The 23,883-nt window shown below is 41.0% G+C and carries 22 protein-coding genes and 1 pseudogene; 13 read left to right on the forward strand and 10 right to left on the reverse strand.

All coding sequences use genetic code 11. The features are described from left to right. The first annotated feature begins 70 nt into the window (after positions 1 to 70). The 4 genes from ACIFPW_RS07755 to ACIFPW_RS07770 all read left to right on the forward strand — a co-directional run bounded on the left by ACIFPW_RS07755 (position 71) and on the right by ACIFPW_RS07770 (position 3,265). On the forward strand, positions 71 to 406 hold the full coding sequence (locus ACIFPW_RS07755) for a hypothetical protein (RefSeq protein ID WP_430243274.1): 336 nt from the start codon (positions 71 to 73) through the stop codon (positions 404 to 406). A gap of 349 nt (positions 407 to 755) precedes the next feature. Then, a complete protein-coding gene (locus ACIFPW_RS07760) occupies positions 756 to 1,568 on the forward strand; it encodes a YitT family protein (protein WP_430243454.1) in 813 nt (270 codons plus the stop codon). Positions 1,569 to 1,742: 174 nt separating this feature from the next. Continuing rightward, a complete protein-coding gene (locus ACIFPW_RS07765; RefSeq protein WP_194218586.1) occupies positions 1,743 to 2,417 on the forward strand; it encodes an MgtC/SapB family protein in 675 nt (224 codons plus the stop codon). Between the two features lie 173 nt (positions 2,418 to 2,590). Next, positions 2,591 to 3,265 carry an MgtC/SapB family protein gene (locus ACIFPW_RS07770; RefSeq protein ID WP_430243276.1) on the forward strand — a complete coding sequence of 225 codons (675 nt, stop codon included), beginning with the start codon at positions 2,591 to 2,593 and terminating at the stop codon, positions 3,263 to 3,265. 233 nt (positions 3,266 to 3,498) lie between these two features. On the opposite strand, the gene ACIFPW_RS07775 is transcribed toward ACIFPW_RS07770, so the two are convergent. Continuing rightward, positions 3,499 to 3,933: a polysaccharide deacetylase family protein gene (locus ACIFPW_RS07775; RefSeq protein ID WP_430243278.1), complete on the reverse strand. Its 435-nt coding sequence runs from the start codon at positions 3,931 to 3,933 to the stop codon at positions 3,499 to 3,501. A 31-nt stretch (positions 3,934 to 3,964) separates the two neighbouring features. Further along, a complete protein-coding gene (locus tag ACIFPW_RS07780) occupies positions 3,965 to 4,993 on the reverse strand; it encodes a glycosyltransferase (RefSeq protein ID WP_430243280.1) in 1,029 nt (342 codons plus the stop codon). Positions 4,994 to 5,632: 639 nt separating this feature from the next. On the opposite strand from ACIFPW_RS07780, the gene ACIFPW_RS07785 reads away from it, so the two are divergent. The 5 genes from ACIFPW_RS07785 to ACIFPW_RS07805 all read left to right on the forward strand — a co-directional run bounded on the left by ACIFPW_RS07785 (position 5,633) and on the right by ACIFPW_RS07805 (position 11,035). After that, positions 5,633 to 5,917, forward strand: a complete 285-nt coding sequence (locus ACIFPW_RS07785) for a YhdT family protein (protein ID WP_427391179.1) — start codon at positions 5,633 to 5,635, stop codon at positions 5,915 to 5,917. Then, complete coding sequence (gene panF / locus ACIFPW_RS07790) at positions 5,914 to 7,380, forward strand: sodium/pantothenate symporter (protein WP_430243282.1); 1,467 nt, start codon at positions 5,914 to 5,916, stop codon at positions 7,378 to 7,380. The genes ACIFPW_RS07785 and panF overlap by 4 nt, the downstream gene beginning before the upstream one ends. Before the next feature lie 389 nt (positions 7,381 to 7,769). Further along, positions 7,770 to 9,143 carry a M28 family peptidase gene (locus tag ACIFPW_RS07795; RefSeq protein WP_430243284.1) on the forward strand — a complete coding sequence of 458 codons (1,374 nt, stop codon included), beginning with the start codon at positions 7,770 to 7,772 and terminating at the stop codon, positions 9,141 to 9,143. A 198-nt stretch (positions 9,144 to 9,341) separates the two neighbouring features. After that, positions 9,342 to 9,431, forward strand: a complete 90-nt coding sequence (locus ACIFPW_RS07800; protein ID WP_226615686.1) for a putative holin-like toxin — start codon at positions 9,342 to 9,344, stop codon at positions 9,429 to 9,431. 365 nt (positions 9,432 to 9,796) lie between these two features. Beyond that, complete coding sequence (locus tag ACIFPW_RS07805; RefSeq protein WP_430243286.1) at positions 9,797 to 11,035, forward strand: Zn-dependent hydrolase; 1,239 nt, start codon at positions 9,797 to 9,799, stop codon at positions 11,033 to 11,035. Between the two features lie 135 nt (positions 11,036 to 11,170). On the opposite strand, the gene ACIFPW_RS07810 is transcribed toward ACIFPW_RS07805, so the two are convergent. Further along, positions 11,171 to 11,602 (reverse strand): acyl-CoA thioesterase, encoded by a 432-nt coding sequence (locus ACIFPW_RS07810; protein ID WP_430243288.1) that lies wholly within the window; start codon positions 11,600 to 11,602, stop codon positions 11,171 to 11,173. A gap of 167 nt (positions 11,603 to 11,769) precedes the next feature. Here ACIFPW_RS07810 and ACIFPW_RS07815 point away from each other — a divergent pair, with 167 nt between their 5' ends. Beyond that, entirely contained in the window at positions 11,770 to 12,729 is a 960-nt protein-coding gene (locus ACIFPW_RS07815; RefSeq protein ID WP_430243289.1) for a 2-hydroxyacid dehydrogenase, read from the forward strand. A gap of 98 nt (positions 12,730 to 12,827) precedes the next feature. Here ACIFPW_RS07815 and ACIFPW_RS07820 read toward each other — a convergent pair whose 3' ends face one another. Next, complete coding sequence (locus ACIFPW_RS07820; protein ID WP_430243291.1) at positions 12,828 to 13,502, reverse strand: polysaccharide deacetylase family protein; 675 nt, start codon at positions 13,500 to 13,502, stop codon at positions 12,828 to 12,830. Between the two features lie 169 nt (positions 13,503 to 13,671). Between ACIFPW_RS07820 and ACIFPW_RS07825 the strand changes: the two genes are divergently transcribed. Further along, the gene (locus tag ACIFPW_RS07825; protein WP_404683449.1) at positions 13,672 to 14,313 is read left to right on the forward strand and encodes an REP-associated tyrosine transposase; all 642 of its coding nucleotides are present in this window, start codon (positions 13,672 to 13,674) and stop codon (positions 14,311 to 14,313) included. Positions 14,314 to 14,385: 72 nt separating this feature from the next. On the opposite strand, the gene ACIFPW_RS07830 is transcribed toward ACIFPW_RS07825, so the two are convergent. Continuing rightward, complete coding sequence (locus tag ACIFPW_RS07830) at positions 14,386 to 14,862, reverse strand: hypothetical protein (protein ID WP_430243293.1); 477 nt, start codon at positions 14,860 to 14,862, stop codon at positions 14,386 to 14,388. A gap of 154 nt (positions 14,863 to 15,016) precedes the next feature. Between ACIFPW_RS07830 and ACIFPW_RS07835 the strand changes: the two genes are divergently transcribed. Beyond that, on the forward strand, positions 15,017 to 15,982 hold the full coding sequence (locus ACIFPW_RS07835) for an ankyrin repeat domain-containing protein (RefSeq protein WP_430243295.1): 966 nt from the start codon (positions 15,017 to 15,019) through the stop codon (positions 15,980 to 15,982). 50 nt (positions 15,983 to 16,032) lie between these two features. On the opposite strand, the gene ACIFPW_RS07840 is transcribed toward ACIFPW_RS07835, so the two are convergent. The 5 genes from ACIFPW_RS07840 to ACIFPW_RS07860 all read right to left on the reverse strand — a co-directional run bounded on the left by ACIFPW_RS07840 (position 16,033) and on the right by ACIFPW_RS07860 (position 21,443). Further along, a complete protein-coding gene (locus ACIFPW_RS07840) occupies positions 16,033 to 16,932 on the reverse strand; it encodes a glycerophosphodiester phosphodiesterase (RefSeq protein ID WP_430243297.1) in 900 nt (299 codons plus the stop codon). A gap of 332 nt (positions 16,933 to 17,264) precedes the next feature. Further along, a complete protein-coding gene (locus ACIFPW_RS07845; protein WP_303534978.1) occupies positions 17,265 to 18,257 on the reverse strand; it encodes a LacI family DNA-binding transcriptional regulator in 993 nt (330 codons plus the stop codon). A gap of 110 nt (positions 18,258 to 18,367) precedes the next feature. Then, positions 18,368 to 19,198 carry a carbohydrate ABC transporter permease gene (locus ACIFPW_RS07850; RefSeq protein WP_303534977.1) on the reverse strand — a complete coding sequence of 277 codons (831 nt, stop codon included), beginning with the start codon at positions 19,196 to 19,198 and terminating at the stop codon, positions 18,368 to 18,370. Between the two features lie 23 nt (positions 19,199 to 19,221). Further along, positions 19,222 to 20,121: a carbohydrate ABC transporter permease gene (locus ACIFPW_RS07855; protein WP_242057221.1), complete on the reverse strand. Its 900-nt coding sequence runs from the start codon at positions 20,119 to 20,121 to the stop codon at positions 19,222 to 19,224. Positions 20,122 to 20,201: 80 nt separating this feature from the next. Beyond that, a complete protein-coding gene (locus ACIFPW_RS07860) occupies positions 20,202 to 21,443 on the reverse strand; it encodes a sugar ABC transporter substrate-binding protein (RefSeq protein ID WP_430243300.1) in 1,242 nt (413 codons plus the stop codon). 277 nt (positions 21,444 to 21,720) lie between these two features. Between ACIFPW_RS07860 and bglX the strand changes: the two are divergent. Then, positions 21,721 to 23,882, forward strand: a pseudogene (gene bglX, locus ACIFPW_RS07865) (beta-glucosidase BglX). The last annotated feature ends 1 nt before the right edge of the window (position 23,883 follow it).

Below are 23,883 nucleotides of genomic sequence, written 5' to 3' on the forward strand. Positions count from 1 at the left end.
ACAATTAATTTCAAGCAGTGATAAAATTAATAAGATGTGGATAAGTATGACAGGGAGAGGAGGGTTTGAGATGAGACAGGTGCTACTGCTGATGTTATTTGGTTTTCTCGTGTTTATATATCCAGCACAGCAATTAAATCAATATGATTATCATTCTGCTGACAAACCGACGATCAGTGAATTTGCTTATCTCCCAGATGCAAAGTTGATTCCTCCCCCGACATCAGTTTCTCTTCAGAAACAAAAGGTCGTTGGCCCTTTTGTTCCGTTTACGAGTGAGCAGAACTTTCAGGATCATCTTACATATCCTCAAAAAAACATGATGCAAATAGAAGCTTTTCCTGATGCGAGAGGCTTCCTGAATGTATATGCTGTTCACTCTAATTACCTCATCAACCTTCTATAAACAATCATTCACTAATAGCAATGATGCCGAACTACTATGTCATTTTCTTGATAAGTTTAAAATGATGAATGCCCATAGTTGAGCGAAATAATGATGGCAAAGCAAGCTTGAACGTTTCGGATGGGCTGTTCTTTTAACCCTCCCAATTATGGGGAGGATTAAGCTCTCAGCGAAACTGTCTAGTCATCGTGTACTGCAGTTAGTGTTATCTTATTTTAAATAAGTACAATGTTTTGATAGATAAAGAGGAGGCAATATTTTGAGTGAAAGTAAACCGTTAGAAGAGTTAATTAATGAAACGAAAATTCATAAAAAAACACCGCTTCAAGAAAAAGCGAGAAGAACGTTTATGATTACATTAGGTGCCGTTATTATGGCTGTTGGTTTAGAAGTTTTTCTAGTACCCAATCAGGTTATTGACGGAGGGATTGTTGGTATTTCCATTATGCTCTCCCATTTAAGTGGTATTAGCTTAGGAATTTTCTTATTCGTTCTTAACCTTCCGTTTATTTATATAGGCTACAAACAAATTGGCAAGACGTTCGCTTTCTCAACGCTGTACGGTATCGTGATTTTATCCATATCGACTGCGCTATTGCATCCTGTCCCGGCTTTTACTGATGACACTCTCTTAGCCACATTGTTTGGCGGAGTTGTCCTCGGAATTGGGGTCGGAATGGTCATTCGTTTTGGTGGATCACTTGATGGAACAGAAATTCTTGCGATTCTTGCGAGTAAAAAGCTTCCGTTCTCTGTTGGAGAAATTATCATGTTCGCGAACCTGTTCATTCTTGGTAGCGCAGGATTCGTATTCAGCTTTGATCGCGCGATGTATTCATTGCTCGCCTACTATGTTGCTTATAAAATGATCGATATTACGATCAAAGGTCTTGATGAATCAAAGTCCGTTTGGATTATTAGTGATAACCATAAAGAACTCGGCGATGCTATTTTAAGCCGCTTAGGCAGAGGGGTAACCTATTTGCACGGCGAGGGTGCTTTTTCTGGTGATGATAAGAAAGTGATTTTCTGTGTGATCACTCGACTAGAAGAAGCGAAATTAAAAGACATTGTCGCTGACCATGATGATTCGGCTTTCCTTGCGATGGCCGATATTGCAGAAGTAAGAGGCGGTCGCTTTAAGAAAAAAGATATACATTAGTGATGATATAAAAGTCGTTTGAGAGTTGCAGGGGATGATCCTCTAGCGACTCTTTTTTATGTGGTGTGATTCACGCATTTGGTTTATTTCGTGGGTGAGTGTAAATTCCTTTTGATCCTTTGCTCCTTTTATTGGTAAAATAATAGAAATATCTATTGAAGGCAGGTGTGTCGCGTGGTAGTTATCGTCGTTAAACTTTGTATATCAGCTTGTCTAGGACTCATGATTGGAATTGAACGCGAGTTAAAGCATAAGCCTCTAGGTTTAAAAACGTGTATGGTTATTGCAGTGAGCAGCTGCTTATTAACGATTGTTTCCATTGAATCCGCTGAAACGTACTCTCAGATATCTGACAACATCCGAACAGATCCAATGCGACTTGCTGCTCAAGTTGTTTCTGGGATTGGTTTTATCGGTGCGGGCGTTATTTTAAGACGAAATAATGATGCCATCTCAGGATTAACAACTGCGGCGATTATATGGGGAGCTTCTGGACTAGGTATCGCCGCAGGAGCGGGATTTTATTTTGAAGCGTTTGTAGGGGCAAGCTTGATCCTGTTTAGCGTAAATATCCTTCCCTGGATTATCAAAAAAATTGGTCCTAGCCAGCTAAGACAGCGTGAGATGAGAGCAAAAATTACGCTTCGAAAGGGAACGAACATTACCGCATTTATGAAAACCATCCAGGCGGCCGATTTTGAAATCAAGCACGTCCGCGTTCGCGATACGAAGGAAAAGAACCATCAAATAGATTTGCGTCTGCTTACCTTTGAAGCGAATCATACGACTAGTATTTATCAGCAGCTAAGAGACATTGACGGCGCAACGTTTGTGGAGGTTGAGGGGTAGCGCGTAGCGGGGCGCGAAGGTGCCTGTCACCGCCCGATTAAGCTCACATTTTGTCGAACTATCAACTAAGTATTTCAAAGTGACTAGTGGTCGTATTCTAATATTTTCTTCTCCTGAATAGAGTAATACAGAGGTGCGCTACTTCTATTTTACGACGTTGGAGATGACGAACGATGGTAGTTGTGCTTATTAAACTAAGTATTTCAGCTTTGCTTGGATTACTGATTGGAATTGAACGCGAGTTAAAGCATAAGCCACTCGGTTTAAAGACTTGTATTGTCATTGCAGTAAGCAGCTGTTTGTTAACGATCGTGTCGATTGAATCAGCGGAAACGTTCGCGGAGCTTTCCCCGAATATTCGAACGGATCCAATGCGATTGGCCGCTCAAATTGTTTCTGGGATTGGTTTTATCGGTGCTGGTGTAATCTTGCGGCGTAATAATGATGCGATTTCTGGCTTAACAACTGCAGCGATTATTTGGGGAGCATCTGGATTAGGAATAGCAGCGGGTGCCGGTTTTTATTATGAAGCTTTTGTTGGTGCTGGATTGATTCTGTTCAGTGTGAATATTCTTCCATGGATCATCAAACGGATTGGACCAAAGGCACTTAGACAGCGGGAAATGCGTGCCAAAATCACGTTAAATAAAAGTGTAGATGTGACTCATTTTATGAAAGCCATTGTGGCAAATGATTTTGAGATTCGACACGTTCGTGTGCGAGATACAAAAGATAGAAACCCGCAAGTCGAGTTGAAACTTATGACGTTTGAAAAAAATCATACGACGGATATTTATCAGCTTCTTCGAAAAGTGGAAGGCGTAAATGAAGTAGAGGTTGAAGGGTAAATGAGTCGTTGCGTGATCTAAAAAGGGAAGGAGGTAGCCATTTATGAGCCACCTCCTCTTTTTTATTTTTTCAACGGTGGTAGTAAGGAAAATTCATAGCCCTCGGCGCGGATTTTTTTGATTAGATCTGGGAGCACCTGGATAGTTTGTTGTAGTTCATGAAGGAGAATAATGGCACCATTTTCAAGGTTCTGAATCACATTTTGTAAGATTTCTTCCGGATGGCGTGCAAGTTACCAATCCATTGAGCTAATTCGCCACATCACCGTTGTTAAGCCAAGATCCCGAGCTGCTTTAATTGTATCAAGGTTAAATTGACCAAACGGCGGCCTAAAATAAGTTACAGATGAGCCGGTGATTTCGTGGATTTTTAGCTTGCTGTATTCAAGCTCCTCAAACTGCTCGGCATAACTAAGTTTTGTTAAATTAGGATGTTTGCGAGAGTGGGTGCCAATTAGGTGACCTTCATCTAGTACTCTTTTCCAAGGTCTTTCTTTATAGAGGAGGCGTGACTGCCAGAAAAACATGCCTTGTACCTCTTCCTTTTTTAAAATATCGAGAAGTTTAGGAAGGACACGTCCTGGACCATCATCAAAGGTTAAGATGACTGTCTTATTTGCTCCTTTTTCTCCTGATGTAATGACGTTTTGATCAATAGAGTCGTACACGACCCTGGAGCTGTCAACGACTCATGGACTTTTAATCATCATCGTTTCCTCCTTTCTTTAGCTCTGCCAGACTTTTTTCGTACATGTTAACCATTGCTGAGATTTCTTGTGTCGCAGAATGGTGCTCTTCAACATACGTAGCTGCATTTTCACCTAGTAATTCTCGGAGAGACGCTTTTTCAATTAAACGATTAGCATATGTTAAGAATTGATTGATGCCGTCATAAACGAAACCAGTCTCTTCGTTCGAGACGAGGCTCATGTTTCCTTTGTTTTTTGAGACGAGTACAGGTAAACCGAAACTCATCGCCTCGAGGATAGCAGAGGATTGTCCTTCGCTATGAGATGTATTAATCACACCATCTGCATTGCTGTATAATGCTTCCATTTCTTTATGAGGAATTACTCCTTTATAAGTCACCCAGTCACTGTTTTCTAAAACTAACTGCTGAACGACCTCTCCCTCATCAGGCTCTATTATTGGGCCGACAATCGTTAAGTTAATGTTTGAGTGAGTTTTGCGTAATTCCAGTAGACTATTAATTGCGAACGGAATGTTTTTTACTTTTCGTATGCCTGCGGGAAGAAGAAAATGGAACGTGTCCGGTTTGGTTTTCTCTAGTACGTTTCTTTTTCTAGAGGTGCTCGTTCCCTGTGCAATCACATAAAGCTTATTTTCTAGTTTTGGTAAAATATTGAGAACAATGCTCTTAGCCTTTTCATCAAAAACATGGACTGCTAACGCATTCGTTAAACAGGCAATAACATCGTTTTTTCTAGTTGGGTTCATTAGGTCATGGTTCAAATCCGTTCCCGTTAGTGTAACGGTATAATTTGTGATTGGAGGACTTATTGATTTTATAAATTGATAAAAACGATAAGCATTAAAACCGTGAATCAAATCAGCATCTTTAAGGGAATGGTGATGATCGTCTTGCTCTGTTATAGAGATCACTTCCGTTTCGACACCAGCATGAATCAATCCATCAGCGATACGCCGAACGGTGATCGTATTGCCACGAAGCTGGTGAAAGAAAGGGGTAGCGAGGATTACTTTCATGCATGCTCATCCTTTGTTCATTTGGGTTGTGTGGGTGGTGACAGGCACTCCCCGATATTTGTCATATTGTGTACTCTCATCTTCCTTCTGATAAAGTTTGATTGAAGGAACAGTTGTGATTTGGGTTCGTACTGTATATTAGTTTACTAAAGATTAGGAGTGTGACAAATATGAAGGGGTTTTTTCGAAGGTTAATTGGATTAGAGAAATGTATGATTTGTCATAGGAAACCTACACGTCCTCAATATTATTTAGATGATGAGGGGAATCGGAAGCCGGTTTGTTTTAAATGTGTGTCCTATGCGGAGAGAAGGGCTTATCGGAAGGCGTAATGGTTGTTAAATAAACGTTTGTTTAATATCAAAATAAAAGAGTGAAGCGTCCTATGAATAGGGCGCTTCACTCTTTTAACGTAGGCCTTGATTTTTATGATAAACGGAATATGCTTGCCTGTACTTATTTAAGCTAGTTTACTGAGATATATAAAGAAAAACATGGCAGCATGTTATTATTTCTTTTATCCTTATAATGTTTCACTGCTATACTCATTAAGGAGTCCGCTGTGATAAACATTTCATTATGGTTGAAGAAGACCTTCTGGTTATAATAGAACGAGGTTTGTTTTGAAGGAGGAAAAGCATGAAGCAACACGAAGAAACGCCTAAAGATGATCCGCGATACCTCGTGGCCAATCGTGAAGCGCTTATTGGCGTTGGGCTTGTTTTAATAAATTTTATACTCTGGTATGGATTTGCCTACGGTTTTGGTTCAAAACCAGTAGAGGAGTATAGCTATATATGGGGATTACCAGCGTGGTTTTTCTACAGCTGTCTGCTTGGAACTGGGATTGTGATTGTCCTCGTAATTTTAGCGGTTGTCTTTTTGTTTAAAGAAGTTCCGTTTGATGAGGAGGAGGACGAATGAATTGGCAAGTTGTGATTCCTCTCCTTATTTTTCTTGTTATTATTTTTCTTATTGGCTTTTATGCTTCAACACATTTGAAATCGACTTCGAACTTTTTGCAAGAGTATTTTCTAGGTAGTCGGCAACTTGGTGGACTTATACTCGCGATGACTATGATTGCTACATATGGAAGTGCCAGTAGTTTTATCGGAGGCCCTGGTGTAGCTTACATGATGGGGCTTGGTTGGGTGCTTTTATCGATGTCACAGCTTGCAACTGGTTACTTTGTATTATCTGTTCTGGGGAAAAAATTTGCGATTATGTCTCGGAAAATTCGGGCGGTAACGTTGATCGATTTTTTAAAGGAACGTTACCAAAGCAAAGCGGTTGTCATTTTATCTGCGCTTAGTATCATTATTTTCTTATTTTCTGCGATGGCTGCCCAGTGGGTCGGGGGTGCAAGACTCATTGAATCGCTGACAGGGTTGCCTTATACGGGAGCACTGTTTATTTTTGCGGTGTCTGTTCTTGTGTATGTTATTATCGGAGGATTTCGCGCGGTTGCGATCACTGATACGGTTCAGGGCATCGTGATGTTAGGTGGCACGCTTGTTATCCTAATTGGAACGGTTATAGCGGGTGGTGGCGTTGAGAGCATTGTTACCACGCTTGCGTCTGAGAATCCTGACTTAATTTCTCCTTTTGGTGCTGATCGATCTTTAACACCACTTTATGTATCGTCTTTCTGGATTCTCGTGGGCGTTGGGGTCGTTGGTTTGCCACAGGTTGCCGTTCGAGCGATGTCTTATAAAAGCTCAAAAGGCATGCATCGTGCTTTAATAATTGGAACAATCGTAGTTGGCGTCATTATGCTCGGAATGCATCTCACTGGGGTGTTTGCACGCGCGGTGCTTCCTGGAATTGAGGTAGGAGATACAGTTATGCCGAGAATTGCTCTAGAAGTGCTACCCTCCTGGCTCGCGGGCATTGTTTTAGCTGCTCCTATGGCTGCTATCATGTCGACAGTGGATTCGCTGTTGTTACTTGTTAGTTCTGCCATCGTGAAGGACGTCTACCTGAATTACGTGAAGCCTGAAGCGAGCGATCAAACGATCAAGCAAATTAGCGTAGGTGTGACGATGGTATTGGGAATATTGGTGTTTGCAATGGCTGTTAACCCTCCTGACCTTCTCATTTGGTTAAACTTATTCTCCTTTGGAGGCCTTGAAGCTGCTTTCATTTGGCCGGTTGTGATGGGACTTTATTGGAAGAAGGGAAATGCGAGCGGTGCGATGGCTTCCATTCTTGTTGGAGTTGGAAGCTATATTGGATTTAATACATTTATGCCAAATGCATTTGGGATGCATACGGTTGTGTTGCCGGTACTGCTTTCGTTTCTAAGTTATGTGAGCGCGAGTTTGATGACGGAGAAGAAACATGCTGTGGTTCAGGAAGAAGTAGTATTGAGGTTATGGAAGGTGTGAAATGGTGCCTGTCACTACCCGCTTTTTGAGAGAATTTGTCGAATGATAAATAAGGAAATATTAATTAGGAGCTCTTCTTCATTGGAGGGCTCTTTATTTATATTTGGATAGCATTCTATAGTAAGCGGACAAATAACTGCAATGGGACAGTAATTAAAAGTGTTTTACGAAAAAAATAAAAACAATTAAAAAATGACCGAGAATGCTCATTTTCTCTACACTTATATACAAATTTCGACTGAAAAAGGTTGAGATTGCTCAATTTTTTGTAGGTGAAAAGTCCATATTTTGGATTGTTAAGCTCTTATTAGGATTAAATGAGTAATTTACTAAACATTCAATTAATGGAATAATTATGCTGATTACTTCATCCTAAGGAGGAATACCATTTGAATAAGAGATCGCTAACAATTACTTTGGCAACAGGTCTGGTTCTAAGTCCAATGTCTTTCTCGGTTGATGCAGCTAAGCCTGCTCCAAATGAACAATCTGACCACGCATTTGACAACAAAGTGATAAAGAAAATTAGCAGCGAAAACATGTATAACAACATTGCCTTATTATCAAAGCAACCTCGTGCATCAGGTACAGAAGGGGAATACAAAGCGGTACAGTACATAAAAAGTGAGTTTGAACGCTATGGCTATGAGACGGAATTACAGCCTTTTACCATTCAGGAGTGGGATGGTGGAGCTTCATCGCTTTCTATTAATGAGCAAGTCTTTTCTGGCGATGTTTATACGTTTGAAGGATCCATTAACGATCACGCCACAGGATCTCTTGTTTATGTAGGACTTGGTTCTCAGGATGAAGTAGGTGTTGAAGTTGCTGGGAAGATCGCATTAATTGAGCGTGGGACTTATAGTTTTTATGAAAAGATTCAGAACGTCTATGATAAGGGAGCAATTGGCGTCATTATGTTTAACGGAGAAGGACGCTCTGGCAATTCATTTGGCTACGCTTATGAAGGACAGGATATCCCGGCGGTAGCGATAACAAGAGAAGCTGGCCTTCAACTTGTGGAGCAGCTGAATAATGAAGACGTGAAAGCTACTGTAAGCGTAGAAAATGCTGGGACAATTGATAAAACTTCTTATAACGTCATTGCGAAAAAAGAACCGCACCCGAATAAGGATAATGGACAAATTGTCAGCATTGGTGCGCATCACGATTCCGTCCCTAATGGTCCTGGAGCTAACGATGATGCTTCTGGAGTAGCGACAACGCTAGAATTAGCCAGAATCATGGCGAAAACCCCTACAGATACAGAGCTTCGATTTGTTACATTTGGTGCTGAAGAAAAAGGATTAGTCGGTTCTTACCACTATGCAGACTCTTTGACTGATGATGAAATAGAAAGCACGGTTGCTCATTTCCAAATGGATATGGTAGGAAGTCGTGATGCTGGGGAACTTATTATGTTCACGCCTGATGGGAACAAGAATCTTGTAACCGATCTTGGTGCTTCAGCTGGAGCGAGGATTTCAGGCGCAGTTGATTATGGAGAACTCGGAAGAAGCGATCACGTGCCTTTCTTTCTAAAAGGGATACCGGCTGCTCTCTTTATTCATGCGCCGCTTGAGCCGTGGTACCATTCTCCAGATGATACGATTGATAAAATAAGTAAAGAGAAACTCCAAAATGTTGCGGAAATTGTAGGAGCAGCCGTCTATCAGATTGCACGACCAGATACTCCTGCACTTGAGAAGGCGCGAGTTGCGCCGAATCCAGCAGACTATGATTTTGATGATCGTCCATTGTAAGAGAAAAGGCTTAACGAGGTGGGGTGGCCCCGCATCGTTAAGACTTATTTAGAATCTTGGCATATTTTGTTTTGACACTAACATAGGTAAATGGTCTATCCAAATAGGGTAGATGTCTATGATAAAATGAATAGTATCAGCTGCAAAGCAGGGTGGGCGGCGGTACCCCGTTTATGAAAGGGGGTGCTGCCTATAATGATGAGCACATACGAGGCGCTTGTATTGATGATCAGTTTTGCTTCTCTCGTGGTCACGATTATTACTGTTTCCAGTAATAAAAAGAAGTAACCCACCCTGCCCCGGCCAAGGATTAAGGTGAGTTACTTTTTGCCTTTTGAGCCGCCGCTCGTCATGCGGAGCAGCTGTATGGACGCTGGTGCGAAAGCACCGGCGTTCTTTTTTTATACTTTATGTTATCTAGCTCTATTATATGCAATGAAGGGTGCTGTGGCAAGAGGGTGATGGTATGATGGTGCCTGTCACCACCCGTTTTATGGTGGATAATGTCGAATGCATACCATGTCATTTGGGGCAATATCTTGCCTGAATAGACGAAGTATATATAATAACCAGCTAATACCTTACGTTTTGTATAATGTGCGATGGCATTCGCTTTGCTATAGTGAATAAAAAGCCGAAAAGGATGAGTGTGAATGGGGATTAACCGAAGTCGTTTACAGAGTCATCTTGAAGAACTCGCTAAGATTGGAAAGATTGGGGAAACAGGAGTCTGTCGTCTTGCTCACTCGAAAGAAGATCGGGAAGCTGTGGAAGTTGTAAAGGGATGGATGGAAGAGGCTGGACTAACTGCTCGAATTGATGGTTTTGGGAATTTAATTGGCAGAATAGAAGGCTCAGAAAAAGATAAGGCAATCCTCATGCTTGGCTCTCACATCGATTCTCAACCTTATGGAGGTCGCTTTGACGGCACGGCTGGAGCTCTTGGAGCGATTGAAGTTGTACATACGATGAAGGACAACGGCGTATTACCAAAGCGAACGATCGAAGTGGTTTGTTTCTCTGATGAAGAGGGTTCACGTTTTAATAAAGGTGTTTTCGGAGTTCGGGCTCTTGCTGGCCTTTTAGAAGATGGTGAACTCGAGCGAAAAGATAAGAAAGGGATGACACGAAAAGAAGCACTGAAAGAATTCGGTGTCGAGCCTGATCTTTCACAAAGCCCGGTATACAAGAAAGGCGATATTGAAGCGTTTCTCGAGCTTCATATTGAACAGGGACCGGTTCTGGAATCTAAAGACAAACCTGTAGGAATTGTTTCGGGAATATCAGGTCCTATCTGGTTAACCGTTACACTTGAAGGATTCGCTGGACATGCAGGCTCTGTTCCGATGCCGTTACGAAAAGATGCGATGGTTGGAGCCAGTGAGATCATTACGAAATTTGATCAGTTAATAAAAGAAGAGGGGAAAGAAACAACGGTTGGGACTGTGGGAAGTGTGCAGGTATTTCCGAATTCACGTAACATCATTCCTGAAAAAGTTGAATTTACAATGGATTTGCGTGACATCGACCTGGAGCACCGTACGATGCTTGAGAAAAAGCTTTACACGATCATTGAAGAAGCCGCCACGACTTACAAACTTACCTATACGATCACCGAAGATACAAGAAGTGAGCCGCGCTATTGTGCTGACTGGATTAAAGAAATCATGAGTGAAGAGGATAAAGCGCTCGGTTTCGAATCCCCTGTTTTAATGAGCGGACCATTCCATGATGCTCTGTTTATGTCGTATATCAGTGATTATGGGATGATTTTTGTTCGATGTGAAAAGGGGATTAGCCATAACCCGCTTGAGTTTGCGGAAATGGATGATATTGAGAAAGGAGTGCAATTGCTTTATCAAACAGCAGTGAGGATTGCGCAGAAGGAGTAAAATTCGCAGATAATGAAGTTGTTTCATGAAGGAGTTTCACATTTTCAATTTTTTGGTCACCGTAGTAAATAGAAAAGTCGGTATGCTTTCATTGGCATGCCGACTTTTTCTGTAAATCTATAAAAACTGAGAAAATTAATGATCACTTAGCTTTTCAAAAATGATAATCGCTTGCTTAATTTCTTGAGGGATTGCTTTTGCATGACCGGTCGTTGAGTCAATATTCACCTGGATGACCTCTGCTTTTACAAGAGTTTCCTCATTTCTTGTTATAGTGTGCTCAAGTTGAAAACTACTCTGCCCTATTTTAGTAATTCGGCAGTACACATCAAGGAGATCATCCAATTTTGCTGGTTTGATGAATTCAATCGTTATTTTCCTTAACACCGGATCAAACAACTGATCTTCAGCTAGTTTCTGTAATCGATCACCTAAGACGTGTCGGAAATACTCAGTTGTAGCAATGTCGATATAAGTAGAATAGTGGGCATTGAATACAATTTTTTGACCGTCGATTTCGGAGTAACGAACGCGGATGGGAAAAGAAAAGTGATAGTTATGTAACATGGTTTACCTCAACTTTCGATTTTCTTTATTTTATCACAATATTCCGTTATTATTTTGCGTATCGCTTCGAAATTTCCCGGGTAATGTCTCTATGTGGAAGAGGAATTTCGTTTTTATTCGTGAAACATGTAGGATAGAGACAATTTGAGTTAAGGAGTGGAATGTGGATGAAACCCAAAGTGTATATTACGCGGAAGTTGCCAGATGAAATTGTGAAGCCTATTCGTGAAACATGTGAAGTAAGGATGTGGGACCAGGAAAAAGAACCAGTGCCGCATGCTGTCTTAGAAGAAGAAATTAAGCGGGTGGACGGGCTTTTTTGTATGTTAACTGAACAAGTAGATCACTCACTTCTAAAAAAAGCCAACAACCTGAAAGTAGTAGCCAATATGGCTGTAGGTTATAACAACATTGATATTGAAGCAGCTAAAGAATGCGGGATTGTTGTGACGAATACTCCGGGGGTTCTGACGGAAACAACAGCCGACTTAACCTTTGCTTTACTAATGGCTACCGCACGCCGAATTCCTGAAGCATCCAATTATTTGCGTGAAGGAAACTGGGAAGCCTGGTCACCTATGCAGCTAACAGGGCAGGATATCTATGGGGCGACATTAGGGATTATAGGCATGGGGAGAATTGGGGAAGCTGTGGCGAAAAGAGCTAGAGGATTTGATATGAATGTGGTTTATCACAACCGTCGTCGGAATCAGGAAGCAGAAAGTAGATTAGATCTTCAGTTTAAAGAGTTTGAAGAGCTTTTAAAGGAGTCTGATTTTGTATGTGTTTTGACACCATTAACGCCTGAAACTGAGAACTTAATTGGGGTAGAGCAGCTTGAAACGATGAAGAGGAGCGCTGTTTTAATCAACACAGCAAGAGGAGGAATTGTAAATGAAGATGCTCTTTATGAAGCCCTAACGAATGGTGTTATATGGGCTGCGGGTTTAGATGTTTTTAAAGAAGAGCCAGTACCGCTTGATCATCCCTTGCTTCGTCTTTCAAACGTCGTTACCCTTCCTCATATAGGGAGTGCAAGTGTAAAAACGAGGTTGAGAATGGCAGAAGTCGCTGCTATGAACTTATTGAAAGTACTTGAAGGAGAAGAGGCGCCAAATAAGGTGTAGAGGCAATGGTGCCTGTCACCACCCGATACCACCGGATTGGTGCCGAATGCTATATAAAAGAACAGGCACAATGGCCTGTTCTTTTATATGGCATAAAGTTAGTTGATTTCCATCACATTCTTAAAGTCTTCAATTGTATTATAAGGTCTCACGGAATTTCGGCGAATCTGTAGCATGTCATCTCCGGGCTGAACGTAGCCAGCTTGTACAGTAAAAGCAAAGTCGATTCCAGCAACATCCATTGCTTCCATCGTCTGTTCATCGTAAGCCCCATAAGGATAAGGAAGTGCGTTTGTATCACCAATTAATTCAATGCTTGTTTCTACATCTTCTTGAATTTCAGGAAGAGATTTTGAGATTAGATAAGGTGTGCCGTTATCCAAATTGTGAAAACTGTTAGTGTGGCTTGCATATTCGAAGACGTCGCTTGCTGCTTCAATTTCTTGATGACTGAGATATTGATTTGTATCAGTATTATATGGAACGGTTTTGTCTTTATTTCGATTCGTAATCAAAAATTCAACAGCGTGAAAATCATATTTCTTCAATACCGGATAAGCTTCTATGTAATTATTCTTATGACCATCGTCAAACGTAAGTAAAACACTTTTTTCAGGGACAGGTATTTCGCTAGTTATATATTTTTCGAATTCCTCAAGCGTTAACGTAAAAAAACCATTTTCATGCAAAACATTCATTTGTTGCTTAAAGTCTTCAAGTAAAACAATGGTGCTTGATAGATTACCATCATCGCCATAGTGTCTCTCTTTCAAATTTTCTTTTGAGATTATATTATGATAGGTTAACACAGGTTTGGTTGCGAGTGCCTGTCACTCCCCGAATCCTGTCGATAAAATTTGATTGACGAGTAAGAGGGGGAAGATTATTCTTGGAGAAAGAGAAGATTACTGACAAGGGAGGAAGAAAAATGACGAAGCTACTTTGTTACAGGAATCTATTAAATCCACATGCAACAACACTAATGGTATGGTGAGAAAACCAAGAGTTTGGCTTCCGAATCATTTCTATCACATCGTGAGTCGAGGAAATCGTAAAGAACTTTTGTTCTACGATAACAGAGATTATCGAACGTTTTTGTCTATCCTCGATCAAGTCTTCGAAACACACCCGTTTGAGTTAGCTTCTTATTGTTTAATGAACAACCACTATCATCTTCAACTTCGCTCCAAAGAACATTCCATTTCAAAGATCATGTCACTCATTAACAAACGATACGCGACTTATTTCAATGGAAGATATGAGTTAACTGGCCACGTTTTTGAAAAACGCTATTTTGATGAACCGTTAAATAGCTCATCAAACATGCTTGAAGTTAGCCGTTATATTCATTTGAATCCCGTAAAAGCAAACCTTGTCTCAGATCCAGAAGATTATCCATGGTCGAGCTATCACTACTACCGTTTACGTAATAAACCTAATAAACCCTACCTTTATTTACTTCCGTTAATTGAAGGCTATCCTGGGACTATCCATCAAAAGAAAAAGCAGTACTGTAAGTTCGTGATGGCACGAAGAGATGTTATTGTGCAATCCCTTTTATCACAGAAGGAAGGTTTAAGCTAATTTCAAAATAAAAAAGATGCCGACTTTATCCGGCACCTCCCCTTAATCAAACGTTTGTTTAATCTTCTATTTCTACTTGTAATCCCACAATACCTTGTATTCTCCCTCTTCTTTTATTACAAACACTTCCTGAACGAGATCAAAATTTCCAAACTGATCGTGAAACTGAAGCGTGACTTTCATTGTGTAAACTTTTTTCATAATCACTCCATTTACTCCAGAACGCCAATTTTTCTTTATTTTTACTTTGCCAATATCGAACGTAAACGAGGTAGCGCCAATATCTTGTGTAATCAACTGGGAGCGTAATTGACTGTACTGTTCATCTGAAAACCGATTCTGCATTTCTGGATGAAAAAGGTTCCAGGCTTTTTTGAAATCACCACTTTGCTCATATAAATAGAATTCCTTTACAGTTGCTACAGCTTGTGATTTAGGCTGTTGCCAGATCCAAATAGCGATGCTGCCACCGAGAAGCAGCAAGACGATTAAGCTAAAAATAACCTTTCCTGAACCTCCGCGCTTCCTCCTCGTTTTAAAATATGACAACGTCTCGTCCTCCCTGAAGCTTGACTATTAAAGTGTATGACAGGCGGAAGTTGTCCCATTCGAAGACATATTTCACTAAATTTTAATCTTTCCTCAGAGAGTTTCACGATATAATGGTTTAGGAATTGACTTTTTATAAAGTTGGAGGGAAACAATGAAGCGAAAGTTACTTTGGATGATCATGCCTATGTTGATCGTGGTAGCGGCATGTTCTGAATTAAATCAAGATAAAACGACGTCTGAATCACATAAAGAAGCTAGTGCAGAAAATCAAGGAACAGACACCGACCTTCTTACAGAAGAAGACCAATTGTGGGAACTCCTCTATCAGAATCGTTCAGATGAAACGACATTAAAGAAGATGGAGGATCTTTTTCATGAGGGCGTTTCGCCAGATACAGTAAACAATGATGGCGTATCACCAATCACTTATGCGGTCATGGAAGGAGATAGCAAGCTTGTTGAGTTCCTACTTCTGAATGGGGTAGAGGTACATGATCATGAAGAATCGGAACACGATGGGGATGCTGAAGTAAATCATGAGAAAAATGAGAACCTTCTAGAAGTAGCAGTCGAACAAGGAAATAACGAAATTGTTGACTTGCTATTAAAAATGGGTGCTCATTTTGAAATCGGAAATGAGAAAATGTTAGTCAAAGCTGTAAAGGAAGAAAACATCGAGCTCATCAAAATTTTATTACACAATGGTTATAATCCGAACCTAGAAATAGAAGTGGAAGGCGAGCATGATACTTTATTAACTTATTCCATCGCACAAGGAAATGAAGAAACAAGTGCATTACTCCTTGATTCTGGAGCAAATCCAAACTTTACGGTAGAAAAAAACGATGAAAGTGCACTAGTTACGGCAGTCACCAAAGAAAAGTCTACCGAACTTGTTTCTTTGCTACTAGGTAGAGGTGGGGATGCGAATGCTCGTTATGAAGGAGATCCATTGCTATTTGAAGCAATCAAACAAGACAATCCTTCACTTGTTGAAGCTTTCCTCGTAGCGGGAGCCCTTCCTTCTTCTATTGAGGAAAGTGAAGAGGCATTTGCGTTAGCGGAAGAGAGCGATCATACTGCGATTGCAGAGCTCCTTCAGCAATATGGCTGGTAAACGTCAAAAAGGTCTTCGTTGGTAGTTACCAACGAGGACCTTTTTTGCGATTATTCACCATGAAGTACATCACTCAAAAGATCAGGGTAGTTCGTAAACATCCCCGTTACGCCCCAGTCTAATAAGCGCATCATTTGTTCTTTCTCATTCACAGTATAAGGATGAATGAGTAAACCAGCGCTTCTTACTTTTTGTACATACGTTTCGTCAATTTTTGAAGCAGACATTCCGACGCCGACTGCATACTCAGTTAGTTCTTGAAGTTCTCCCTCAGAAATTGTTGCGGGCTCTTTATATGAAATGAGCTGAATAAGCGGTAAGTTAGGATCGAGGTTATGCATTTTCAATAGACTTTCCTGACTAAAAGATTGAATAAGCACTTTACTAGATCGCTCATTAACACCTGTTAAATTGTACTTGTTAAGAATGCGAAGGAGCTCTTCTTCCATTCCAGGATATACCTCGGGAGATTTCGTCTCAATATAATAGCGAGCATCCTTCCCGAATGTTTGTAGTACTTGTTCAAGAGTAGGCACTTGAAGCCCTTCGTAAGCAGGATTAGCTTTCTCAGGATATTTTTCATTAAACCAGCTACCTGCATCTAACTCTTTTAGCTGCTCAAGTGTATAGTCTTTTACAAGGCCTGTCCCGTTTGTGGTCCGATCAACTGATTCATCATGCATGGCAATGAGTTTCCCATCCTTCGTCATCTGAAGGTCGATTTCAATGTAGTCGCCTTTCATTTCATCCCCAAGTTTATAGGATGCAAGCGTGTGTTCAGGAGCATGTCCAGAAGCACCTCTGTGAGCTACGTTTAATAGTTTGTTAGAGTTCATGCCTGGAGACTTGTCCTTTTCAACTGCTGAGGCAGCTCCAGTCGGGAGCATACTTGCAAATAAGAAAATGCTCATTGATAATGCTGCAATTTTAATTCTCCGCTTCATCTTCATTACTATCATCCTTTCAAAATCGATTCAACTGATAGTATATTCAATGAATGTAAACGGTGATTTACATAAAGCGGAGAATTAAATAGAAAAGGGCGAATTCAATTGTTTTGTTAGAAGAGTTGAAGTGGTGGTGAGGAGGGATGGAGAGGGAAAAATGAGGGGAAGGTCTCTTGAAAGAGGCTAGCAAACCCGTAACGTGGTACAAAAGTGAGGGTGAAACAGGACTCGTGGTATCAGGACTTTTAGCATGAGAATATTAATAAATTCGACATAAACCGCGGGTGACAGGCACCATTAAAACCACCGCAGGCACGCCCCGCGGTGGTTTGATTTTAATCCTTCCTAGCAACAGACTTTCTTTCAACTAGTTCTGTAGGAAGTTTATAATAGCGATCCACTTTCTCGAGTGAAAGCTGCTGGAAGATAAGGTGAACGGCAAGAGCGCCGGCCTCATATTTGGGTTGTTTAATCGTTGTTAGCGGTGGTGAGACATATTCGGATAGCTGGATGTCATCAAAGCCAATGATGGAAATATCATCTGGGACAGAGATTTTCTTTTCGTTAAATGCCTGAATGCCTCCGATCGCCATTTCATCATTTCCGTAGAAAACAGCTGTGGGGAGGTTGCCTTGAGCAATTAGCATTTTTGTTGCACGATAGCCACCTTCTCTAGTGAAGTCACCTGAGATTTTCCATCTCGTTTGAAAACGAAGCTCGTGTTCCTTTAATGCTTGTTCATATCCTTTGAAGCGCATTTGATTGTCATGAGAATTATATGGGCCGCTAATATAAGCGATATCCTTGTGACCATTCTGAATTAACTGTTCCGTTGCGAGATAACCACCTTGAATGTTATCGACCTCTACTTGAATAACATGATCATTGTTTAATGTTCGGTCAAGTACGACCAGAGGAAAGCCTTCACGAGCTGCTTCACTGATGATTTCATCAGTTATGTTGTGAGCTAAAATAATTGCCCCATCAACGCGCTTTTCCGTTAGAAATTTTACCGCAGTGGATTGAGCACCACCTATCGAGCTACAGGCGATCAAGTCAAAACCATTTGTCATGGTTACTTCTTGAACTCCTTTGATCAGTTCTGAGTAATAGGGTCCTGAAAGATCCTTTAGAATCAATGCAATCGTATTTGTTTTTGTTCGCTTTAGGTCAGAAGCAAAGCCGTTTTTTTGATAATTTAGTTCTCTGGCGGCGTCTTGCACTTTCTTCACCGTTGCAGGACTAACTTTTTTTATGTTATTTAATGCGTAGGAGGCCGTTGAGACGGCTACACCTGCGCGTTTTGCTACGTCCTTTATCGTTGCCATCTTTTCACATCCTCTATCTAGACAACTTTATAATATGTTTACTTTAAGTGTACAACTAATTGTTAGCAATTGTCAGGTGAATCATTTGCCCGACTTCTTCCAGCTCACTTTTATTTAAGACCTGACATTGTAAATCCTTCCACAATGTATTTCTGAAAGAAAGAGAAGATGATGACGATCGGAACGACCATAATAGCAGCTCCTGCCATTTGGAGGGCGTAGTTATTTGCATATTGTCCCTTCAGTAGTGACAGCCCAACAGAAAGCGTATATAGTCTTTCATCATTAGCGATAATCAACGGCCATAAGAAGCTGTTCCAAGCGCCAATGAATGTTAAGATTCCCTGCACAGCAAAGATTGGTTTTGCGATAGGAATGATAAGTTTAAAGAAAATATAGAACTCACCAGCGCCATCAAGGCGGGCTGCTTCAATTAAATCCGTCGGAATCGTCGTCATGAATTGCCTGAAGAGAAAAATACTAAAGGCGACGGCGAGGCCAGGGAGAATAATTCCAGTCATTGTGTTCGTTAGCCCCATTTCATTTAATAGAAGGTAAACAGGGATCATCGTTACTTGGGCTGGGATCATCATTGTAGCAAGAACGATGTAAAAGATCTTTTCTTTTCCTTTAAAATTAAATTTCGCAAATCCATATCCTGCCATTGCGTTTAATAGAAGACCAAGGAAAGAGAAGAGTACGATAATCAGCGTATTTTTCAAATAAAGCCCAAAGTTTAAGCTTTGAAAAAGGTTTATATAGTTGTCTAACGTTGGATTACTTGGAATGAGTTGTGGCGGTATGTTTAAGACGTCACTTTCTTGCTTGAACGAGCTTGAAAGCATCCAAAGAAAAGGGATGGAGACAACCACGCCACCTACGATGAGCAGTAACGTCACAAAAGGCTTTTCGATTTTTTGTAAAAAGGATCTTGATTCCATTCTTTTCACTCCGATCCTGTCTATTAATATTCTGTATCCGATTTTCGCACCTTAAATTGAACAAGCGTGACAATGATAATGAAAATAAAAAGAACAAATGAGCCTGCAGCTGCATAGCCAAATTCGCTGAACTGGAAGCCGTTTTTGTAAATAAAGAGCGCCATTGATATGGTTCCATCTAGCGGACCACCATCAGTCATGACGAACGGCTCTTCGAAAAATTGCATCCAACCTATTAGTGTTGTTACGGTCACAAAGAATGTGGCGTATCGCAGTAAAGGAATGGTGACATTGAATAACACCTGAATCCGATTGGCGCCGTCAATTTGTGCCGCTTCATAATAAGATTTTGGTATGCCTTGAAGAGCGGCAAGAAAGATGATCATGTTAATCCCGATTCCTTTCCAGACGGCAAGAATAATCAGTGATAGTTTTGCAATTGTAGGTTCTGTTAGCCATGGGATCGAATCGACAGAGAGCAACGAAAGGATATAGTTAAAGAGCCCGTACTCGGTATTGTAGAGGTAGCCCCATACGACTGCGATCGCAATAATATTAGTAATGGATGGCATGTAATAGACTGCCCGAAAGAACGTAAACAGTTTTGATGTTCCGTAGTTTAATAGAAGGGCGATACCGAGAGAGAAGAAAATGACGAGTGGTACCCCAATTAACACATAGAAAATCGTGTTAAAAACAGATTTATGAAACAGATCGTCTGAGAAAAGATCTACATAGTTTTCGAATCCAATAAAGCTAATATTTGACCAGTCAGCAAGTCCTTTAAGGTTCAGATCCGTGAAGCTGATAAAAAATGCGATGAGAATCGGAACAATGCTGAAGACAATTAATATGAGAACTGCAGGGGCGATGAACATTAGTCCATGTCTTGCTTGAAAGGCATTTCTTAGTATACTGCGCATGTTATCCCACCTATCTGAAGAGCGCTTTTCTTTCGATAAAACGGAGTTCAGACGATACTCGCCTGTAACTCCGTCATTGATTAGTCTTCTAACATTTCATTTGCTTTTTTGCTAAATTCATCAAGCTCTTTATCTACATCTGCGCCGCCAACATTAATTCGTTCAATTGAGGCTAGTAGTTCCTGAGCCATTGCTTCAAATTCCTTCATTTGTGGAGCACCTTCTGTATTCTCAAGCTGCTCACCTAGCGTGGCGTACATTTCATTATCGCTTAAAGCAGGGTCTTCCCAAGCTTCCACTCGAGATGGAAGAGTGTTCGATACATCAAGCCATTCCAATTGTGTATCCACATCGTTCATATAGGAAAGATACTTTAGCGCTTCGTCCACATTTTCAGAGTTATGGAAGATAGAGAAGTTCGATCCTCCGATACTTGATGTATTTGTTTCCTTCTCAGGCATAACGGCTACATCCCACTTGCCTTCAAGATCTGGAGCCTGGTCGTTCAAAATGTTAATCATCCATGGACCGCTGAAAAACATTGGTTTCTTGTCGTCTTTGAAAGCCTGGACAATATCAACGCCTTCAGCTGTTTGACTGAGTCCTTCTTTAAAGTAGCTGTTATAGTACTTCATTGCTTCGCGGAATTCTGGACTGTCGAAGTTTAGATCTTTGTTCTCAACGTCCATCTCGTATCCATTTTGCCATGCAAAAATAAATGGGGTGATTTGATCGTTCATATCAATATCAAGTCCATAGTAATCGTCTCCACGATCGGAAAGCTTTGTTGCTGCGTCTTTCAGTTCATCCCACGTTGCAGGAGGTTCTTCAAAACCAGCTTCCTTCAATAAATCTGTACGATAATAGAGGACGCGTGTTTCAACGTACCAAGGAACGCCAATGACTTGATCATCGAATGTCATGGAATCAGTAGCACCCTCGAAATAATTCTCTGGCTTAAATTCAGGGTAGTCTTCAAGGTAAGGAGAAAGATCAAGTAAAGCACCGGCATCTGCGAATTCAGGTACCCAGGTTGTTCCTAATTGAACAATGTCTGGTCCTTTTTGGGAAGCGACAGCCGTTAGCAGCTTATCATGGGCGTTTTCCCAGGGGATGGCCTGAACCTTTACTTTTATGTCAGGATTTTCTTCCTCGAATTTATCACTGAGCTCACTAAGTTTTTTTCCTTCTTCACCCATTGCCCATACCGTAATTTCCTTTTTGCCATCACTTGAACTACTGTCATCGTTTGAACAAGCTCCAAGAACCATTGAAATTGTAAGTAAGAACGTAGCCAATAGTGCTGCGGTTTTCTTCTTCATGCAATCCATCTCCTTTTTCACTCTATTTTCCATGTCTACTAACTTGCGACTGACGAACAAACTTTATTGAAACGTTTCGATATTTCGATTATAATCAAATGTGTATCCGCTTTCAACACTTTTGTTAAAATTATTTGAAAACGGTGATTAGAAGCTTTACTAATATGGTTTTATGAAGAATTTTAGTGAAACCACTCTTTACTAATTATTTTATACATGCTTATAATTCAACTAAGATAAAATTGAAACGTTTCGATAAAAGGTGAGGAGGAAAGAAATGAAACCTAATGAATTGAAGAACTTACTTAGTCAAATGACGATACATGAAAAAACAGCTCAGTTGATGCAGCTCGCAACGCCTTTCTTTAAAGGGGCGAAAGAAGCTGGGGAGATAACGGGTCCATTAGAACAGCTAAACCTTGATGAAGAACAGGTTCGTCATAGTGGTTCTGTTCTCGGAGCATCCGGAGCGGAAAATATCCGCAATATCCAGAAGACTTATCTTGAAGAAAGTAGATTAGGGATTCCTCTTCTTTTTATGTCTGATATCGTTCATGGCTATAAAACGATTTTTCCGGTTCCACTTGCCATTGGATGCTCATGGGATCTGAACCTTGCAGAAGAAAGCGCAAAAGTGGCAGCTCGGGAAGCGGGCGTTTCGGGCATTCACGTAACCTTTGCTCCGATGGTTGATCTTGTTCGAGACCCTAGGTGGGGACGAGTGATGGAATCGACTGGAGAAGATCCACATTTAAATAGTGAATATGCACGGGCATTTGTGAGAGGTTTTCAGGGAGAAGATTTGAGAAACGATGCTGAACGAGTTGCCGCTTGTGTGAAGCATTTCGCTGCATATGGTGCCGTTGAAGGCGGTCGTGATTATAACTATGTTGATTTATCAGAACGAGAGCTTCGCGAAACCTATTTACCTGCGTACAAAGCTGCCCTTGATGAGGGTTGTGAAATGGTGATGACGGCATTTAATACGGTCGATGGCATCCCGGCAAGTGGGAATAAGCGGTTAATGCGCGATTTACTACGTAAAGAATGGGGTTTTGATGGTGTCGTGATCTCTGACTGGGGGCCGTGAAGGAGCTCATTCCTCATGGTGTTGCGGAAGATGAGCGAGAAGCTGCATTAAAATCGATTGCTGCAGGAGTGGATATTGAGATGATGACCTCGACTTATGTTCACCACCTACCACAGCTTGTCGAAGAAGGCGCTATAGATGAAGAGGTCATTGATGAAGCTGTACTTCGAATTCTAGATCTGAAGGAGAAGCTCGGATTGTTTGAAAATCCATTCAGAGGGGCTGATGTTGAACGGGAAAGGGAAGTTGTTTTATGCGAAGAACATCGGCAAGTGGCAAGAAAGCTTGCTCAGAAATCAAGCGTGCTGTTAAAAAATGATTCTGTGCTTCCTCTAAAGAAAGAGCAGAAAGTAGCGCTTATCGGACCATTTGGAGAGAGTAATGACATTCTTGGCCCGTGGTCTTGGTTAGGGTCAGGAGATGAAGCCGTTCTTTTAAAGGAAGGATTGTTATCAAAAATAGACTCTTCTCTTTTGCAAGTTGCTAAAGGGTGCGATATCGAAAATGGCTCAAAAGAAGCGTTAAAAGAAGCGGTTGAGGTTGCAAAGGATGCAGATGTGATTGTGCTCGCTCTTGGAGAGGATTCAGATATGAGTGGTGAAGCAGGTTGTCGAAGCGACATTCGTCTTCCGAAGGTTCAGCTTGAGCTCATTGCTGAAATGAAGAAGCTGAATAAACCTATCGTTGCTGTGCTCTTTAATGGACGGCCGCTTGATCTTCACGGTGTGGTTGAGGAAGCTGATGCGTTACTTGAGGCGTGGTATCCAGGAACGGAAGGAGGGGCGGCAGTTGCTGATCTTCTTTACGGAGATGCGAATCCTTCTGGACGGTTAGCGATGTCGTTTCCACATTCAGTTGGACGGGTACCTGTTTACTACAATCACTTTAACACGGGACGTCCGAAAGATGCGCCGGATGCGCAAGTTCGCTATGTGTCGCAATATCTTGATATTCCGAATGAACCGGTATTTCCGTTTGGTTTTGGATTAAGCTATACAGACTTTACTTACCGTAATGCGACACTATCCGATTCTATTATGAGTGAAGAAGATTTAGTCGTTCACGTGACTGTTGAAAATATTGGGTCATATGAAGGTGAGGAAGTCGTTCAGCTATATGTAAGAGATATCGCTGGAGAGGTTGTACGACCAATGAAAGAGCTGAAAGATTTTAAGAAAATTACGTTACAACCCGGTGAGACAAAGGAAGTTGTCTTTACAATAACAGAGACGCAACTTCGTTATCATCATAGTGATTTATCTTTTGAAAGCGATCCAGGAAACTATATTGCTTTTGTTGGTTCTAACAGTCATGACGTTCAAGAATTGCCATTTAAATTAGTGAAGTAAA

It is taken from the genome of Pseudalkalibacillus sp. NRS-1564, from assembly GCF_050467905.1.
GTDB classification, from domain to species: Bacteria; Bacillota; Bacilli; order Bacillales; family Guptibacillaceae; genus Guptibacillus; species Guptibacillus hwajinpoensis_B.

Coding starts and splice junctions, on each gene's coding strand:
- ACIFPW_RS07810 (WP_430243288.1), bottom strand. CDS start 11,602: ATGTTACATAACTATCACTTTTCTTTTCCCATCCGCGTTCGTTACTCC.
- ACIFPW_RS07815 (WP_430243289.1), top strand. CDS start 11,770: ATGAAACCCAAAGTGTATATTACGCGGAAGTTGCCAGATGAAATTGTG.
- ACIFPW_RS07755 (WP_430243274.1), top strand. CDS start 71: ATGAGACAGGTGCTACTGCTGATGTTATTTGGTTTTCTCGTGTTTATA.
- panF (WP_430243282.1), top strand. CDS start 5,914: ATGAATTGGCAAGTTGTGATTCCTCTCCTTATTTTTCTTGTTATTATT.
- ACIFPW_RS07770 (WP_430243276.1), top strand. CDS start 2,591: ATGGTAGTTGTGCTTATTAAACTAAGTATTTCAGCTTTGCTTGGATTA.
- ACIFPW_RS07840 (WP_430243297.1), bottom strand. CDS start 16,932: ATGAAGATGAAGCGGAGAATTAAAATTGCAGCATTATCAATGAGCATT.
- ACIFPW_RS07760 (WP_430243454.1), top strand. CDS start 756: ATGATTACATTAGGTGCCGTTATTATGGCTGTTGGTTTAGAAGTTTTT.
- ACIFPW_RS07860 (WP_430243300.1), bottom strand. CDS start 21,443: ATGAAGAAGAAAACCGCAGCACTATTGGCTACGTTCTTACTTACAATT.
- ACIFPW_RS07805 (WP_430243286.1), top strand. CDS start 9,797: ATGGGGATTAACCGAAGTCGTTTACAGAGTCATCTTGAAGAACTCGCT.
- ACIFPW_RS07780 (WP_430243280.1), bottom strand. CDS start 4,993: ATGAAAGTAATCCTCGCTACCCCTTTCTTTCACCAGCTTCGTGGCAAT.
- ACIFPW_RS07845 (WP_303534978.1), bottom strand. CDS start 18,257: ATGGCAACGATAAAGGACGTAGCAAAACGCGCAGGTGTAGCCGTCTCA.
- ACIFPW_RS07800 (WP_226615686.1), top strand. CDS start 9,342: ATGAGCACATACGAGGCGCTTGTATTGATGATCAGTTTTGCTTCTCTC.
- ACIFPW_RS07850 (WP_303534977.1), bottom strand. CDS start 19,198: ATGGAATCAAGATCCTTTTTACAAAAAATCGAAAAGCCTTTTGTGACG.
- ACIFPW_RS07855 (WP_242057221.1), bottom strand. CDS start 20,121: ATGCGCAGTATACTAAGAAATGCCTTTCAAGCAAGACATGGACTAATG.
- ACIFPW_RS07785 (WP_427391179.1), top strand. CDS start 5,633: ATGAAGCAACACGAAGAAACGCCTAAAGATGATCCGCGATACCTCGTG.
- ACIFPW_RS07835 (WP_430243295.1), top strand. CDS start 15,017: ATGAAGCGAAAGTTACTTTGGATGATCATGCCTATGTTGATCGTGGTA.